Origin of the sequence: Alicyclobacillus fodiniaquatilis (assembly GCF_042678105.1) — a bacterium.
In the GTDB taxonomy this organism is placed as follows: Bacteria; Bacillota; Bacilli; order Alicyclobacillales; family Alicyclobacillaceae; genus Alicyclobacillus; species Alicyclobacillus fodiniaquatilis.
Map to the genome: position 1 here is coordinate 39,866 of NZ_JBHUCX010000058.1, position 17,552 is coordinate 57,417.

15 protein-coding genes are annotated in these 17,552 nt (G+C 51.1%); 13 read left to right on the forward strand and 2 right to left on the reverse strand.

The genetic code is table 11. The features are described 5' to 3' along the window. Window positions 1–70: 70 nt before the first annotated feature. The 8 genes from ACFSB2_RS17045 to ACFSB2_RS17080 all read left to right on the forward strand — a co-directional run bounded on the left by ACFSB2_RS17045 (window position 71) and on the right by ACFSB2_RS17080 (window position 9,840). A complete protein-coding gene (locus tag ACFSB2_RS17045; protein ID WP_377944308.1) occupies window positions 71–751 on the forward strand; it encodes a response regulator transcription factor in 681 nt (226 codons plus the stop codon). Continuing rightward, window positions 748–2,205, forward strand: coding sequence for a sensor histidine kinase (locus tag ACFSB2_RS17050; RefSeq protein ID WP_377944309.1), 1,458 nt, complete (start codon window positions 748–750; stop codon window positions 2,203–2,205). Before ACFSB2_RS17045 ends, ACFSB2_RS17050 begins: the two co-directional genes overlap by 4 nt. A 183-nt stretch (window positions 2,206–2,388) precedes the next feature. Beyond that, window positions 2,389–3,177, forward strand: a complete 789-nt coding sequence (locus ACFSB2_RS17055) for an SDR family NAD(P)-dependent oxidoreductase (protein ID WP_377944310.1) — start codon at window positions 2,389–2,391, stop codon at window positions 3,175–3,177. A 55-nt stretch (window positions 3,178–3,232) separates the two neighbouring features. After that, window positions 3,233–4,441, forward strand: coding sequence for an enolase C-terminal domain-like protein (locus tag ACFSB2_RS17060; protein ID WP_377944311.1), 1,209 nt, complete (start codon window positions 3,233–3,235; stop codon window positions 4,439–4,441). A 255-nt stretch (window positions 4,442–4,696) separates the two neighbouring features. Further along, on the forward strand, window positions 4,697–5,236 hold the full coding sequence (locus ACFSB2_RS17065; protein ID WP_377944312.1) for a MarR family winged helix-turn-helix transcriptional regulator: 540 nt from the start codon (window positions 4,697–4,699) through the stop codon (window positions 5,234–5,236). Between the two features lie 3 nt (window positions 5,237–5,239). Continuing rightward, the gene (locus ACFSB2_RS17070; protein WP_377944313.1) at window positions 5,240–6,967 is read left to right on the forward strand and encodes an ABC transporter ATP-binding protein; all 1,728 of its coding nucleotides are present in this window, start codon (window positions 5,240–5,242) and stop codon (window positions 6,965–6,967) included. Further along, complete coding sequence (locus tag ACFSB2_RS17075; protein ID WP_377944314.1) at window positions 6,964–8,835, forward strand: ABC transporter ATP-binding protein; 1,872 nt, start codon at window positions 6,964–6,966, stop codon at window positions 8,833–8,835. Before ACFSB2_RS17070 ends, ACFSB2_RS17075 begins: the two co-directional genes overlap by 4 nt. A 27-nt stretch (window positions 8,836–8,862) precedes the next feature. After that, the gene (locus ACFSB2_RS17080; protein WP_377944315.1) at window positions 8,863–9,840 is read left to right on the forward strand and encodes a helix-turn-helix transcriptional regulator; all 978 of its coding nucleotides are present in this window, start codon (window positions 8,863–8,865) and stop codon (window positions 9,838–9,840) included. 37 nt (window positions 9,841–9,877) lie between these two features. Here ACFSB2_RS17080 and pyrH read toward each other — a convergent pair whose 3' ends face one another. Then, window positions 9,878–10,624, reverse strand: coding sequence for a UMP kinase (gene pyrH / locus ACFSB2_RS17085; protein WP_377944316.1), 747 nt, complete (start codon window positions 10,622–10,624; stop codon window positions 9,878–9,880). A 366-nt stretch (window positions 10,625–10,990) separates the two neighbouring features. On the opposite strand from pyrH, the gene ACFSB2_RS17090 reads away from it, so the two are divergent. Both ACFSB2_RS17090 and ACFSB2_RS17095 read left to right on the forward strand, forming a co-directional pair. After that, window positions 10,991–12,202, forward strand: coding sequence for a multidrug effflux MFS transporter (locus tag ACFSB2_RS17090; protein ID WP_377944318.1), 1,212 nt, complete (start codon window positions 10,991–10,993; stop codon window positions 12,200–12,202). Window positions 12,203–12,337: 135 nt separating this feature from the next. Further along, window positions 12,338–12,469: a hypothetical protein gene (locus ACFSB2_RS17095; protein ID WP_377944319.1), complete on the forward strand. Its 132-nt coding sequence runs from the start codon at window positions 12,338–12,340 to the stop codon at window positions 12,467–12,469. A gap of 85 nt (window positions 12,470–12,554) precedes the next feature. Here the strand turns inward: ACFSB2_RS17095 and ACFSB2_RS17100 are convergent, their stop codons facing one another. Continuing rightward, entirely contained in the window at window positions 12,555–14,537 is a 1,983-nt protein-coding gene (locus ACFSB2_RS17100; protein ID WP_377944320.1) for a TOMM precursor leader peptide-binding protein, read from the reverse strand. A 207-nt stretch (window positions 14,538–14,744) separates the two neighbouring features. On the opposite strand from ACFSB2_RS17100, the gene ACFSB2_RS17105 reads away from it, so the two are divergent. The 3 genes from ACFSB2_RS17105 to ACFSB2_RS17115 form a co-directional block, all read left to right on the forward strand. Beyond that, window positions 14,745–15,782: a LacI family DNA-binding transcriptional regulator gene (locus ACFSB2_RS17105; protein WP_377944321.1), complete on the forward strand. Its 1,038-nt coding sequence runs from the start codon at window positions 14,745–14,747 to the stop codon at window positions 15,780–15,782. Between the two features lie 16 nt (window positions 15,783–15,798). Then, window positions 15,799–17,226: an ABC transporter substrate-binding protein gene (locus ACFSB2_RS17110; RefSeq protein ID WP_377944322.1), complete on the forward strand. Its 1,428-nt coding sequence runs from the start codon at window positions 15,799–15,801 to the stop codon at window positions 17,224–17,226. A 33-nt stretch (window positions 17,227–17,259) separates the two neighbouring features. Beyond that, the coding region (locus tag ACFSB2_RS17115; RefSeq protein ID WP_377944323.1) for a carbohydrate ABC transporter permease at window positions 17,260–17,552 on the forward strand (293 nt) is incomplete at its 3' end.

The window sequence follows — 17,552 nt, forward strand, 5'->3', positions numbered from 1 at the left end:
GACCACTGATCAAAGCCAGATGCCCTGACGGATCTGCAGAATCTTGAAACCTTGAAATGGACGTGAAGCAATGCGGCCCGGCGATATTAAAATTCTACTTGTGGATGATGAGGCAAGCATCCTGCAGTTTCTGGAGTTAGGGCTGCGCAATGAAGGCTATCAAGTCATGACGGCTTCAGATGGGCTTACGGCAGTGAATCTGGTGCGGGAATTCCATCATCATATCGCGATTTTGGACGTGATGATGCCTGGCATGGACGGATTTGAAGTGTGCAGCATGATCAAGAAAATGGCGCATACGTCCGTCATTATGCTGACGGCGAGGGATGAGATTGACGACCGCGTGAAAGGCCTCAAGCTGGGGGCGGACGACTACGTCGTCAAGCCGTTCAGCTTTCAGGAACTGTTGGCGCGGATTGAAGCGAGATTGCGGAATCAATTTCCGCACTTGTTGAACGAAGTCACCATTGGCCCTTTTCGCATCAATGACCAGCGCAAGGAAATTCTCTTCAATGACAGCATGCTGTCATTGTCGAATACTGAGTATGATTTACTGCGATACTTGGTTATCAATCATGGGATCGTCTTGAGTAAAAGCAAAATCCTAGATGAAGTTTGGGGATACGACTTTGGCGGCCAGGAGAACGTGGTTGAGGTGTACGTCAGCACATTGCGCGACAAGCTGGAAGATGACGACCATGTGTTGATTCGCACCATTCGCGGCGCTGGGTATCGGATAGATCTGCCATGAGCCGATTCCATTTCCGCACGCTCCGCAGTTGGATGGCGCCAAAGTCGCTGCGCTATCAGCTCTTGTCCAGATCCCTGCTGATTCTCGCAGGCCTGTTCCTGTTGATTGGCGTATTTCAGTACGTCTTGATGAGTCGGTTTCTCTATCAAAACACAGCGCAAACCATCCGGAATCAGGTGGGGACGATGCCGTTTCAGATGTGGACACAATCTGGTCCCAACCGCTTGCCGCCGTTTGTCTTTGCCACGCCCGGATCGACCGTATCTTTTATCGATCAGCAAGGCAACTTACATGTCCTCATTCAGCCGCAGGGCGACGAAGCGGTTCCCCACCTATCGCAACAGACCTACGAGGCGGCGCTGACGTATGGTCAGCATGGCGGGCAATATCAGATTGTGCGCGGGGACAATGGGCACAAGGAACTTGTGGTGCTCGCCCCTGTCGGACCGCATGGCCAGCCCGCTGGCATTGTGCAAGTCAGTACAGATCTCCGCCAGTTGCAGCACGTGCTCATGCGGCAGTTGCTCATCTTTGTGGTGCTGGCACTCATCGCATTGATGGTTGGTCTGCTCACGTTTTCATCCACGCTGCGGCGCACACTCGTTCCCCTTTCGCAGATGTATGACTCGGTCAGAAGGGTGGACGCAGGCAATATGGATGAGCGTGTCGTGCCGGACAAAGCGCAAAGTGAAATCGCCTTGCTTGCCAATTCGTTCAATTCCATGCTGGAAAGACTGTCGGTATCTTTTGCAGCAGAACGCGCTGCCAAGCATCGGCTACGGCAATTTGTGGCGGACGCCTCACACGAACTGCGCACGCCCTTGACTTCTATCCGTGGATTCATTGAAGTGCTGCTGCGTCAGGACAATGTGCCCGCGGATCAACTGCAAAGCGCTTTAAAAAGCATGCTTGGCGAATCGGAACGGCTGACGAAATTGGTAGAAGATCTGCTGTTGCTGGCCAAGTTGGACAGGGAACAGGCGTTGGAATTGACGGAGGCGCGGATGGACCTCGTGATTGCGCAAATGGAAGATCAGCTCCGTTTGCTCGCGGGTGACCGGGAGGTGGTCCTTGTGTTGGACGTGGTTCACGCGCGGTTTGACCGGGATAAAATGAAGCAGGTGTTGTTCAACCTGTTTCAAAATGCCGTGCAACACACCAGTCCAGAGACTGGACGGATTGGTGTATCGCTGGTGCAAGCCGAAGGTGTGTATTTGACCGTCCGCGACAACGGACATGGCATTGCGCCGGAACACAAGGATAAATTGTTTGAGCGGTTTTATCGCGCGGATGCTGCTCGGTCGCGCCAACAAGGCGGTGCGGGCTTGGGACTGGCCATCACCAAATCCATCGTCGCACAGCATGGAGGAACCATCGCCTGCGAAAGCGAATTGGGGAGAGGGACGACCTTCACGGTTTGGCTGCCCAATGATGTGAAATCGCACTCAAGTTGAAGGGCAAACGCGAAATTCAAGCATACTTAGACCGCCATACGTAATGCGTCTTGCGCCAGCAGCATTGTGAAAATGAACGTTCGATCCCAATCCTCAATTTAACGCAGCCATGTTTATGGCAGACTTGTCTGACAAGCAGCATAGGAATGATAGAGGCTTGTGACACAGGGGAGGGAAAGTGACTTGCAGGAACAGACAAAAGTGGTTTTCATCACGGGTTCTGGCCGCGGCATCGGCAGTGGCATCGCGCTCGCATTTGCAGAGCGGGGGTATGATATTGTTTTGCATGACCGCCAGACGCATGAGGGCTTGGATGCAATCGAACAACAGGTTCGTCAATCGGGGCGGCGTGTAAGCGTACTCATTGGCGATTTGATGGACAAAGATGTGCCAGCACAGTTGGTCGATAACGCCTTTGCGCAAATGGGGCGTCTGGATGTGGTCGTCAACAATGCGGGTATCACGATTTTTCAACCATTTCAAACCACGACGTTCGATCAACTGACGCGCGTGTATCAGACGGATTTTCTGGCGCCATATCTTTGCGCCCAACGCGCGGCGCAAGTGATGATTCAAAACGGCACCAAGGGTAGTATTGTCAATATAGCCTCTGTCCATCATGAGCGGGCGAATGATGGCGACAGCGTATATGGACCGATGAAAGCTGCTTTGGTGCGCACCACAGAAAGCATGGCCTATGAATTGGCGCCGTACGGCATTCGCGTCAATGCGGTTTCACCGGGATTGACGCTTCGAGCCGAGCCGACGGGGGAATACGCCAAACGCGTTGAGCAAGTGGAAGCCTGCATTCCGCTGCGCCGCGCCGGTCGCGTTTTCGATGTGGCGAAGGCGGTGGCGTGGCTGGCCAGTGATGAAGCCGAATATATCACGGGGGCCAACCTGCGTGTGGACGGCGGCATGAATCTGCCGCTGACGCGGGCGTTGGTCGATGGCCGCCAAGTCTTTTTCTAGACTGTCATTTGGATAAACACGAATCCATTCAATGAGAAAAGCGGGGATAAGCGACATGGCAAATCTGACAATACGAGACGTAAAACCAATCCTGACAGCGCCGGACGGCATCGACTTGGTCGTTGTCAAAGTGGAGACCTCGGAGCCTGGACTGTACGGCGTTGGCTGCGCCACGTTTACCCAGCGGCCTTTGGCCGTGAAGACTGTAGTGGAGGAGTACATGAAGCCGCTGCTCGTCGGTCGGGATCCACAAAGAATTGAAGACATCTGGCAATCGTCGATGTCCAGTTCCTATTGGCGCAACGGGCCCGTTCTCAACAACGCGCTGTCCGGTGTGGACATGGCTTTGTGGGACATCAAAGGGAAATTGGCCAACATGCCGGTCTATCAATTGCTGGGCGGCAAATGTCGCGAAGCCGCGCCCGTGTATCGCCATGCAGACGGCCGCGATGTGGCGGAAGTCGAAGAGAATGTGCGCCGTTTCGCCGAGCAAGGATACCAGTATATCCGCTGTCAGATGGGCGGTTATGGCGCAACCGGGGTAAAGCATACGAGGCAATCGCCTGAAAACGCGCTGCCAGGCGTTTATTTCGATCCCGACGCCTACGCTCGCAGCGTGCCGCGCCTGTTTGATCACCTGCGCGACAAACTGGGTTTCGACCTGGAGTTGCTCCACGATATCCATGAACGCGTCGCGCCGATTGAGGCAGTGCGCCTCGCAAAGCAGTTGGAGCCATATCGTCTGTTCTTCCTGGAAGATCCTTTGCCGCCAGAGCAAATAGAGTGGTTCCGCATCATTCGTCAGCAATGCGCCATTCCCATTGCGATGGGTGAGCTGTTTGTCCATCCGCTGGAGTGGAAACCGCTGATGTCCGAGCGGTTGATCGACTTTATCCGCGTGCACCTAAGTCAGATTGGCGGCATCACGCCAGCCATCAAATTGGCTGCGCTGGGGGAAACCTTTGGTGTGCGCACGGCTTGGCATGGACCTGGCGATCTCTCGCCCATCGGGCATGCCGCCAATGTCCATTTGGATCTCAGTTCGCCCAATTTCGGCATTCAAGAATGGTCGCCGTACTCTGACGAAATGCGGGAAGTTTTCCCAGGGAGTCCGGAAGTCCGGAATGGCTATGTGTATCTGAATGACGAACCGGGCATCGGTGTCGATATTGACGAAGAAAAAGCGGCGAAGTATCCGTGTCATCTGCGATTGCCGGAATGGACCATGCTGCGTGCGCCCGATGGCACATCTGTGCGTCCCTGATGTAAAGATGGGCAGCCTCAGCTTTATCCTGGAGGCCGCCCCTGTTTTCCCCATCATGCGAGTTCTCTTTGACCTCCTCTTGGGCAGTAAAAACCGCCGGATCGATCTCTACCGTTTATACCTGATTGACAATCGCACGAAAACTGCATAATATTTAGTTTGCCTAATAAATAAAGAACATAACTATCCTGGCCTGAAAATGAATTGATCCCCTTTGCGTCGAACCATGTGGCGCCTTGATGGACCGGCATTTTCATGGCTTGGCTGCTAGATGGAGAAATCAGGAGTGTAGGCCCTTGCGGCGTACTTCGTAATGAGGTGAGGAACATATTTACAAGCGAAAATCCAACTGTGCAGAAGCTGTTTCACTCGTTTATGCGCTTTAAGCGCGTAAAATTGCACGGAGGTGCGTCATCTGGACGGAAACCCAGCGATGTGAGGGTGCTTTTTTGCATCAAAAGAGGCGAAGAGGCAGACGTGACCGGCGTCAAGGTTTCAGACATCAGTCACCATCTCAATGTCGCCGCGCCGACGATTACACAGCTCATCAAGGGGCTTGAGGAAAGCGGCCTGGTGGAACGCAAAATGGATGAAGCAGACAGACGTGTGATTCGCGTGAAACTGACGGACGAAGGCGAAAAGACCATTCAGCAGGCGCACAAGGAGCTTTCTGACACGCTCGACGGGTTGATCTCGTATTTGGGAGAGGAAGACAGCAATCAACTGGCCGAATTGCTTGCCAAGGTGTGCCAGTACTACAGTGAACGCCAGTTACGTTCTTTTGGAGATGATTGATGCATGAGAAAATTGTTTAGATTTCTCCGACCTTATGGATTTTCCATCACGATGATTTTGGTGCTGATTTTCCTGCAGTGTATGTCCACCGTGTATTTGCCTCGCCTCATGTCAGACATCGTGGACATTGGTATTATCAAGGGCAACATCCCCTATATTCTGAAAATTGGGGCTGTTATGCTGGCTGTGTCATTAGGGGCGGTGCTTTGTTCGGTCATCGCCGGACTGTTGTCTTCCATCGTCTCTGCTCGTTTTGGCAAAACGCTGCGCAATGAAGTGTTCATCCACGTGGAGAACTTTACGTTGCACGAATTTGACAAAGTGGGGACCTCCTCGCTCATCACCAGAACGACCAATGACATCACTCAGGTGCAGCAATTGGTCAACATGATGTTGCGGATGATGATTCGCGCGCCATTGACGGCGATTGGCGGCATCATCATGGCATTTTATACGGATTTGCGCCTCTCCATCATCGTCGTCATCGTCATGCCTGTGCTTGGTTTTTCCATCTTTGTCGTGTACCGCAAGGCATTCAGGCTGTTTAAAACGATGCAGCAGAAAATCGACAAATTGAACCGCGTACTGCGCGAAAATTTGACCGGTATACGCGTGATTCGCTCTTTCAACCGCGTGGATTACGAGCAACAGCGCTTTGATGAAGCCAATTTCGATCTCACTGGCACAGCGACAAAGGTCAACAAGACGATGGCGTCGCTCACGCCAATCATGATGCTTATCATCAACTTTTCGACCATCGCCATCATTTGGTTTGGCGGCATGCGCATCAATGCTCACGACATGCAAGTGGGTACGCTGATGGCATTCATTCAATATGTCTCGCAGATTTTGTTTGCCATCATGATGGTGTCCATGATGTTCTTCATGATTCCACGCGCAATGGCTTCAGCAACCAGAATTAACGAAGTGCTGGAGATGACGCCGGAGATTCAAGACGCTGCAGTGTTGAGAGAGGCGGACGAAATGAGGGGCTGCATCGAGTTCCAAAATGTCACGTTCAGTTATCCTGGTGCGGAGCACCCTGCGCTGTCGAACATCTCGTTCAGCGTCAATCCTGGCGAAATGACCGCCATCATTGGCGGAACGGGTTCGGGCAAGACCACATTGACCAGTCTCATCCCACGGTTTTATGAGGTGGATTCTGGCCAGATTTTGGTGGATGGCGTCGATATTCGCGAGATGTCGCAGGCGGATTTGCGGGCGAAAATCGGTTATGTGCCGCAAAAGGCAGTCCTTTTTTCCGGGACGGTTGCCGAGAACATCCGCTATGGCAAGGAATTTGCGTCGGATGAAGAAGTGGCGCATGCTGCGGACATTGCGCAGGCTACGGAGTTTATCATGGAGATGAAGGACGGGTTTGATTCTGTCATCGAGCAAGGCGGCATGAACGTCTCCGGTGGGCAAAAGCAGCGCCTTTCCATTGCCCGCGCATTGGTGCGAAGACCCGAGATCTACATTTTTGACGACAGCTTTTCCGCGCTTGATTTTAAGACAGAGGCAAAATTGCAAGCTGCGTTGAGACCGGAAGTGCGGGAGTCCACAGTATTGGTCGTGGCGCAGCGGGTGAGCACGGTCATGGACGCTGACCGAATCATTGTGCTCGACGAGGGGCGTATCGCAGGCATCGGCAATCATCACTCGCTGATGGATACTTGCAGCGTGTATCAGGAAATCGTATCCTCGCAGCTTTCACAGGAGGTGACGGCATGAGCGACAAACGCAAAGAGGAACCGCAAATGCGTCCAGCCATGCCAATGGGTAGAGGGAACTTTGGCAGAGGCAACATGCCGGTGCAAAAGGCGAAGGACTTCAAGGGGACGTTGTACCGGCTCACACATTATTTGAAGCCACACAAATATCGCTTGCTGGCGGTCTTGTTGGCCACGATTTTGAGTACGGTGTTCGGCATCGTCGCTCCTGACTTGATGGGCAAAGCCACCACAATCCTGTTTAATGGCGCGACAGGGCATGGCATGCAGTTCGGCGCGATTTTGCATATTCTCCTCGTCCTGGCGATTCTGTATATCTTCAGTTCTTTGTTCACATATGTGCAACAGTATGTCATGGCGGGTGTGGCGCAAAAAACGGTTTACGAATTGCGCAAACAAGTCAATGATAAGCTCTCACGCCTGCCACTGAAGTTTTATGACGGGCGTCCCAACGGGGATATATTGAGTCGCTTCATCAATGATTTCGATAATATCAGCAACACGTTGCAACAGAGTTTGGCGCAACTCATCAGCGCAGTGGTGACATTTGTCGGCGTCATCGTCATGATGCTGACCATCAGTCCACTGATGACGCTTGTCGTCGTGTTGACGTTGCCGCTCAGCATCATTGTGACAAGAGTGATCGCGAAAAAATCACAGGTGTTCTTTAAAGGGCAACAGCGATCCTTGGGGAAATTGAATGCGCATGTAGAGGAAATGTACACTGGCCACAAGATTGTGAAGGTGTACGGGCATGAGAAGAAATCCATTAACCAATTTAAAGAGATCAATGAACAACTCTACGGGTTTGCTTGGAAGTCGCAATATGTTTCTGGGTTGATTATGCCGCTGATGAACTTTATCGGCAACATCGGCTATCTATTGGTGAGCGTGATCGGCGGTTTGCTCGTGATGAAGCGAGCGATTGAAATTGGCGATATTCAAGCGTTCATTCAATATGCGCGGCAATTTTCGCAGCCGATCACCCAGTTGTCGAGCATTTCCAATATCGTGCAATCCACCATTGCATCCGCAGAACGGGTGTTTGAATTGCTCGATGAAATGGAAGAGGTTGCTGAGCCAAAAGATGCCACGGTTATTGAAACGCCAAAGGGCGAAGTCCAGTTTGAGCATGTGCAGTTTGGCTACAAAAGCGATGCGCCTTTGATTGAGGATATGAACATTGATGTCAAAGCGGGCCAGACCATCGCCATTGTCGGGCCGACGGGCGCTGGTAAAACCACACTTGTCAATCTGCTGATGCGCTTTTACGAATTGAATGGCGGTAAAATTACCATTGACGGCAAGGACATCACCCATTTGAAACGGAGTAACCTGCGCAGCCTCTTTGGCATGGTGCTGCAGGATACATGGCTGTTCAACGGCACCATCATGGATAACATCGCATATGGCCGCGAGGGCGCAAGTGAGGAAGAAGTGATACAGGCGGCGAAATCCGCCTATGCGGATCGGTTTATCCGCACGTTGCCTGACGGTTACAACACCATCTTGAACGAAGAGGCGTCCAATATTTCGCAAGGCCAAAAGCAGTTGTTGACCATTGCGCGCGCCATTTTGAGCAATCCGTCCATTCTGATTCTCGATGAGGCAACCAGCAGCGTCGATACCCGAACGGAAGTGTTGATTCAGAAAGCGATGAACGAGTTGATGAGCGGGCGAACCAGTTTTGTCATTGCCCATCGGCTGTCGACCATTCGCGAAGCGGATCTCATTTTGGTGATGAACCACGGCAAAGTCGTAGAACAGGGGAATCATCACGCACTGCTTGCAAAAGGCGGCTTTTACGCGGAACTGTACAACAGTCAATTTACCGCGAACTCTGCTTCGAACGTCGTTCGAGTCATTTGAGGGTGCGGAAGATGGGGCGGGTGTTGCATGGCAAAAATGGATAATCTGTTGGCCATCATTTGGCTGTTGCGATCACGCCAAAAAATCACAGCTGAGGAACTGGCTGATCGTCTGGAGACGAGTGTGCGCACGGTGTATCGCTATATTGACACACTGTGCGCCAGTGGCGTTCCCATTGTGGCGGAAGCTGGGCATGCTGGCGGCTACAGTTTGCCAGAGACGTTTCATGGCGCGCCGTTGTTTTTTGATTTGGAAGAGCAGAAGTCGCTGTCCCATGCCGCATTGTTCGCAAAGCAGGCAGGTTATCCGTTCACTCAGGCGCTTGAGCGCGCGCTGGGCAAAATCAACCATCAGATGACGCCGGAACAACTGGCAGATTTGACGCGGCACACGGTGGGACTGACGGTCATCTCGACTGCGGACCACTCTGCAGCAGAAGCGTGGCTGCCAACGTTAGAACAAGCGGTTGCCGATGGCTGTACACTCGTCATCGAGTATGTAAAGAACAAGGAAGAAACGGCTGTGAAGCGCCAGGTGGATCCGTACGGTCTCGTGCACTGGCGGGACAGGTGGTATCTGATCGCTTACTGTCACTTGCGGTCAGAGATGCGCAATTTCCGTGTCGACCGTATTTGCGCATTAGCACAGACCGATGTGAACTTCGCACGTCCGGCGGGTTTCTCAGCCAGCGATTTTTTTTTGGAAAGTATGCTGCCGTCAGCCAACAAAGCAGAAGCATTGATGCAAGTACATATCGTTGGGGATGCGGATTGCATTGATTTGTTGAGCCAACATTGGTGGCTGGCGCATTATCTCGTCGAAAGAACCGCCAAACAAGCGCGTTTCATCTTGGAACAGCACACGGTGGAGGCGTATTTGCCACATATGCTAATTCCGTATGGACGGAGTATCCGTGTGGTTGCGCCAGATTTGTTGCGCCAGCGGCTCATCAAAGTGACAGCGGATTTACTCCACTTTTATCAAGCAGATGAAGCGCATCCCTAACAAGCCACAGGGATGCGCTTCTAGCACCTGCGTTCATTTAGTCCTCATACAGATTGGTCTTCCCCGCGTATACCAACGTGCCAACATCTGCTTCTTCGCCGAGACAGATGTTGGTCATTGCGCCAGCTTGATTGAAGTCAAATACGTGAACGGGCAGATGAAAGTCTCTTGCCAGCAGAATGGAAGACTGATCCATCACGCGAAGGCCTTGGGAAATCGCGTCCTCATAGTTCAAATGCGTATAGCGCTTGGCGGCGGGGTTTTGTCTGGGATCTTGGTCATAGACGCCATCGACGCCATGTTTGGCTGCGAGAACGGCGTCACAGCGAATCTCGATGGCGCGTTGAACGGATGGATAATCGGTGGTCACGTAAGGTTGCCCATTGCCGCCAGCCAAAATGACGATATGGCCTTTTTCCAAATGGTGAATGGCGCGCAGACGAATGTACGGTTCTGCGATGGTGTTCATCGGCACTGCAGTCATCACCCGCACATCACGGCTGGTCGATGCGCGCAGGACACCGCGGAGCATCAGGCTGTTGAGCACGGTGGCCAGTGTGCCAATGCTGTCGGCTTCGGCACGCTCAATGCCCCAGGTTTCGGCGGTGTTTCCCCTGAAGATGTTGCCGCCGCCAATGACGATGACAATCTCCATGCCAAGTTCCACCAACGCGTTGATCTCGTTGGAAATGTGCGTCAATCGCTGCTGTTCGAAGCCGAATTCCCCGTCTCCGGCGACAGCCGCACCGCTCAATTTCAATAAAACCCGCCGATACCTTGTCATTTGCCCAACTCCTCCTTACGTGTTTGCACGCCGTTGCGTTAAAAATGAAAAAGCTAAAGCCGGTAGGCCTTAGCTTGAGCAATCGGTGATATATGAGATGCGCATTTGTCGTTTGCGTTTACGCATGAGACTCACCTCCTGGGGGACATGTGAACAAGTCCACATGATGGATTTTCACAAGTCCCCTTGGCATTATACACGTTTATTGCACGGATGCATCACTTCATTTTCGAAGTTCGTTAAGAAGGACGTGGAAGTTGAAGCGGTTCAGTAGATAGCTGATAATAGAGTGATTGAACACGCATGCGTCTTCGTGGCTGGCACATGCAAAAATACCGACTTTATTTTTAGGGCAGGTGGCCTCTTTTGACATACACAGATGAAACGGAAGCCGAACAAATCAGTTCGTCCCGTCGCCTTCGCATCGCCATCATTCTTGGGGCGCTGAGTGCGCTTGCGCCGTTGTCCATCGATATGTACTTGCCGTCTTTGCCAGCCTTGACCACAGCGTTGCAGACAAACACCTCTCTGGCGCAGCTGAGCTTGACTTGCTGCCTGCTCGGGTTGGCCCTCGGTCAGCTGTTCGCGGGGCCGTTAAGCGACCGATTTGGCCGACGTTCCCCATTGATTGTCGGCTTGGGCATCTATGCGATTTCTTCAGTGTTATGCGCTTTTGTGCCCTCGATTTGGTGGCTGATTGTATTGCGCTTGATTCAGGGCACAGCTGGAGCTGCTGGGATTGTGATTTCACGCGCCGTCGTGCGCGATATGTACTCCGGCACTGAGATGACGCGCTTCTTTTCTCTACTGATGCTCATCAATGGCGTTGCGCCCATTTTGGCGCCTGTTTTCGGCGGCCAGTTGCTGCGCGTGACCTCTTGGCGCGGCGTATTTATCGTTTTGGGTATTCTTGGCGTCGCCATGCTGATCGGCGTGCTATTTGGACTGCCAGAAAGTTTGCCAGAGGAGCGACGGGCGACCGGCGGCGTCAAAGGGACGTTGTTTACCTTTGGCGGTCTCTTGGCGGATCGTACATTTATGGGGTATGCCTTGTCGCAAGGGTTGGTCATGGCGGCCATGTTTGGCTACATATCCGGTTCTCCATTTGTCCTGCAGAATATCTTTGGTGTATCGCCGCAGATGTTCAGTGTCTGCTTCGCCATCAATGGCCTTGGCATCATCATCGCCAGCCAAATCAGCGGCCGGCTGGCAGCGCGCGTCGGTGAGACGAAGTTGCTGATCATCGGTTTGACGCTGGCGGCGCTCGGCGGGCTTGCACTGTTGCTGATGATTCTCCTTGGGGAGGGGCTATTCGCGATATTGCCGCCATTGTTTGTGCTTGTATCCAGTGTGGGGGTCGTCGCGACAACCAGTTCTTCATTGGCGATGCAAAATCAAGGGAAAGCGGCCGGCAGTGCTGCGGCTTTGTTGGGTGTGCCGCAACTGATTCTGGGGGCAGTGGCAGCGCCTCTGGTCGGTCTTGGCGGTAGTCACGCCGCGACACCGATGGGCGTTGTCATCGCCATTGCCGATGTAGGCGCAGGTGTCTGCTACATGGCGCTTGCACGGCGGCGATAAAGTGAGATTGCCCGCAGGCAGCTTTGTCGTTCATCAGCCAAAATGGGCGAATGGCCTAGGGCATATGACCTTCGTTGGGACAGACCTCCAGTCATAAATCTAAACAGAGACCAACAACATTAGGAGGGAAGCTTTATGTACGGAGCATTTGGCGGGTATACTCGTTGGGCTGTCGTGTTCTTGATTATCTTCGTTCTGTTCTTCTTGCTTGTGCCAGCTGTTGGTTATGGTGCAGCATCCAGCTGCAGCTGTGCGGGATCGTACTAACCTGTAGAAACGTGCAACAAACAGTCGAACACAGGCGTCCTACGCGGACGCCCTTTTTTATTGACATCGGAGGCAGGACCGTGTTTTACGATAGCGGATGGCAATCCGGATTCAGGTCTTTTTCCGTCAGCACCCGTGAGGAATAACCCATTCGATACGGCAATTCGAAAATTCTTGAGAGTCCTCGAACTCTTTGACAGCCATAGCCAAACGTAATCGGCGTCATTCCAGGTATGAAAACTTTCACTGCATGCAATCCGCCGTAAGATACTTCAACACTCGTTTGATTCAGCGCAATCACATCAAATCCTCGCCCGTGTAAATCTTCAAGTACCGAATTGAGAATCGGGCGAATGTCTCGTGAAGCGATTTGGTATTGTTGAGCCACATCGATGTAGACTTCTTCGACTGATTGAATCGGCCCTTGATTCTTTTGATCCAAAAGAAATTCCCAACGCGGGTAAGCCTCGGGCAAAGCGGCAACCACAACGTGATCGAGAATATGCTTGATTTTTTTCGAATCCAAGAACATGGCAGCGGCCTCTTTACGCCGATCTTCTGACGAGCGCTGCAGGCTGAGCACTTGAACAGTTAATTCGCGGAGTGCGCCATAGACGGCTTGGTAGGGATTTAAATGGCACGCCGATCCGCTGACCACTTTCGGATAGTCGTTCTCCTCGTTAATGGCCACAGCACAAATGGCCGGGATGCTTAAATCATGAGAAATATTAAACAGGCGAACTTCGAATCCATCATCCACCAAACGATGATAGACTTCAGATATTCTAGCTGGGCAATGACTGCCCAGTTTGAGCTCGGGCAGCGGCATCTTTGCGTACCACATGTTCAGAAATCCATCTCGTTCGAGCACTTCGAAGATGCCATGCAGGACAGCTTCTTCCAGCGTTCCTCCTATGGCGCATCCATTGGACGTCTCCTTGATGAACCGCTTTTCATCAGCTGTTGGTCCATAATAGGCGATCTGCTCTGGAATGAGAACAGATTGATTGAACTTCGTCGAGTATGCCCAAACCCATGAATATTTGTTCTCTTCCTCAAAAGGTTCATAGTTGCCATTGGACGACTGAAACAACGCATGGCTGTGCAAACCGAACTGTGACGGATGAACGGCGATGCCGTTGAACTCCGAATACTTGCCAAAGACGGTAGGCCGTCGATTGACCGCCTGATATCCGCAACTGCGCTCCAACACTTCAAGTATTGCGGATTGTTTCGCATCGCTGGTGGACAAGCCAGATCCATGCCCAACCATTTCGGTGCCAGCAGGGGTATAAATATATGCGCCTGCCTCGACATAATGGTCGTCACTCCAAAATTCATCTGTGGCCGAAATATAGCCTGCTTTGGTATTGACGTACAGTGATGCTAGATATGCAAAATCCACAGTTCCCACTCTCAATGCCTCCACATCGTTCATGATGTGTGAAGCGAACTGCAATTGGGCAAGAGCGGGATCGTCATCTGGCATAAGGTTACATCGAGGACAATCGTGACTGGGGACAAGTGGTATCCACTCGATGCCTTCCTCCTGTTCGTACACACCACCTTTTCCTTTGGCGTTTGGCGCGTGAGGGGATGCAGAAATCAGCGATTGTATCTCATCGGTTACGATATCCCCCAATGTTAATAGATCTGATTGAGACAGCGTCAGAGGCATATGTTGGGGTTCTTCGATACTGCTGACTGATTGCCCAAAAAAGGAATTCAGAAGACTGCGTTGGAAAGTATTTTCCCACCGCAATTGTAGACAAGTCGCGCAGCCAGGTACTTCTGGCGTCTCCAGCGGCCCTAAGAGAACCGTTGATCCCCTGCCAAGCACAGATAAGGCGCTGAGTTTTAAATCTCTGCACTTTCCCCATACCGAGTGCTCGAATTTAGAAGGCATATCTGAAGCCAAAATGACAAGGTCTGCGCGGCATGCTTCCAGATCATCAAGTGAACAGTTGTGCACCAAATCGAATTCATTTGTTTGGTCGTGTTTTTTGTACCAGGCCTCAATGATGTATTTACCCAATATAGAACCATTGTGAAATATAACGATATTCATGATATCCCCCGCCATGAAGTATCCGTCCCTTTATTTTGTGAGCCACATCATAAGTCAAAATATTCATGTATCCCTGCGTGTAGAACAGTGGCAGTGATTAGACCGGTTTAACAAACAATTTAGCAATCCTTTACAGAGTCTAAACGCAATCATCATTTTTTATTAATTAAACTGGTTTAATATCTTTTTCGGAATAGGGGAATGAACATGGCAAACATTGATGATGTCGCACGTTTAGCTGGCGTATCGAAAGGGACAGTATCCAACGTCTTCACACAAAAACGTGGTGTGCGCAAGGAGGTCGCGGAGCGGGTTCTAAAAGCGGCGCAAGCGTTAAATTTCAAACCCAATTATTGGGCTAGAACACTATCCATGAAACAAACGAGCATTATTGGTTTACGTATGCCGGGGGAGAATACGAAGTTTAGTAAATTTCACTTGTCGTTGATTAACGGGGTGCTGCAAACCTGTTTTGAGCATGGGTATCGGTTACTCGTCAATACCTTGGCCACCGATTATCAGGAGATGCCAAAGTACATGACAACAAACCCTGTGGATGGGGAAATATTTCTCGATCCGGAACACAATGACGCTCGCTTGATGCAAAGAACGGAATTAGATCCACCTGCTGTTGTCGTGGGGCGACCACCGGAAGCATTGCGGCATCGGTTGTGCTATGTCGACAACGACAATGAAACAACGGCGGAACAAGTAACAAGTTATCTGCTTGAACTCGGTCATCGAGACATTTTGTTCTTGAATACTTCACAGCAGCGAACCGTTTCGGTTGATCGCAAACGGGGATATGAAAAGGCGTTGATACAAGCTGGAATTGCCCTCAAACCGAAGCTGCATATCTTCAAAAATCCATCCACACCGTCACTTGATTACGGATTTAGAAGCATTCGCGAACTCGTGACCAAAGGCGTTTCGTTTTCCGCAGTCGTAACGGATACGGACAAAGTGGCGCTCGGTGTATATCGCGCAGCAGCAGAACTTGGGCTGTCTATCCCAAACGATATCTCGGTGTTTGCATTTAGTGATGATTCAGTTTTCTCGCCAGAATTTCATCCTCCATTGTCCGGCGTGTCTCTCAATGCAGAAGAGCTTGGCAGGGAAGCAGCCAATTTACTGATTCGCCGAATTCAAGACAATTCTGCGCCGATTGTCCATCAAACTATTTTGTCGAATTTAGTCGTTCGGCAATCGTGCCGCAATCTCAACTCCACAATCATCCATCTATAAAAGGAGCATGATTCCGATGAAAACAAAACGTCGCGTATATACTGTGCTATCCGCATCCGCTTTAACGATCACGATGATCGCCGGGTGCGGTACTTCGCAGACTGGAAACACAACAGCTGGTGACGCTTCAACAACGACTGGTGCGGCTTCCACAAAGACTGAACCTACGTTGACCATTGCGACAGGTGTCGTTGGTGGAAAGACGCCGCAGGAAAACACTGCGTTTGCCAATGAGATTGGACAAGCGCTGCATTGTAAAGTTCAGTTGATCAGCACAACGGGAAGCAACTATGACCAGCAATTGATGACCATGCTTTCATCTGGACAAAAGATTGATGTCGTATACACCGAAGGCAGCACGCTCGCAGAACTCGCCAAAAATGGTGAAGTGGAGAACTTACAAAGTCAAATTCAAAATTCATCTGTGTTGGGCGACCCTAAAGTTGTACCGCAGTATGAGTGGAACGATATCAAACTCTCCAGTCCAAACGGGAAAGGCATTTACGGTGTGCCAGTCAAATATCAAGGCGCACTCATGCCTATCGTACGTGAGGATTGGCTGAAACAATTGGGACTCTCACAACCCAAAACACTCAATCAATACTTGAATGTCTTTCAGACATTTAAAGAGAAAAAGAACGCCTATGGTTTAACGCTATCTTCCCTGTATGACATTGAGCCATTTATGAGCGCAGTTGGCCTGAAAGAAGGCTATGTCATGCAGAATGGGAAATTGACTGTCCCTTACGCCACATCTGCTGCAATCCCTGTATATGCGTGGTTGCACAAACTATATGAGGACAAGCTGTTGGATCCCAACTTCGTGACGAATAGCACGGCAGATGAGCGAAACCTCTTCCTGTCTAACCGCGTTGGCATGTTTGTGTATTGGGATGCTTGGGTGCCGATGTTGAATAACTTAGCGAAAACGCAAGGCGCTGCATCGACCTTTGATGCAGAAGCATTGCCTGGCGCCGAAGATTCGAATGGCAAGACACTCGTGTCCATGGGCGATACAAGTTTGTTCGCCATCCCCTCCAATGCCCCTGACAAAGCGTTGGCTTTCAAATTCTTAGAGTGGTGGAATACCCAGCCCGGTGAAGTGCTTGGGTCGCTTGGTGTGAAGGGAATCGATTACACCATGCAAAACGGGAAATACAAACTCACCTCCGCGGGTTCAAGTGAAAATATGGACCACGGTGACCCAGATCCGATTAGTTCTTACTGGAAAAACCCATTCCCTCAATTGCAAAAGGGATATGCGAACGCGAGAGAAATTGGCGAGAAATATGGCTATCAACCGCTCATCAACTCGAATTGGACCAATGCGCAGGATATCGTTTGGCAATATGGGGATGAGGCTATTCTTGGCAAGCTGACGCCACAGGCTGCAGTGCAACAAATGCATGCGGCATTGCTACAGAAACATTATATCGACCAGTAATGAATGCCATTTTTGAAAGCGAGGACGATCATTTTGGCTAGCACAGGGCTACTCCATCCGTCAAGAAAACACGCAGGTGTCCGCCAGCGTCGTTTGTTGAAGTGGAAACGCGGCATTCCGCTATATGCGATGTTGTTGCCTACAATCGCCTATTTCATGTTGTTTACGTACTACCCGCTCGTGCATTCAGTCGTCATTAGTATGCAAGATTTTAACCTGATTGGAAATCGTCCGTTCATTGGCCTGGAGAATTATCGCAATGTACTCACGGATCCAACGTTTTGGGCTGATTTTCGAAACACGCTGTTCCTAGGCATTAGTATGCT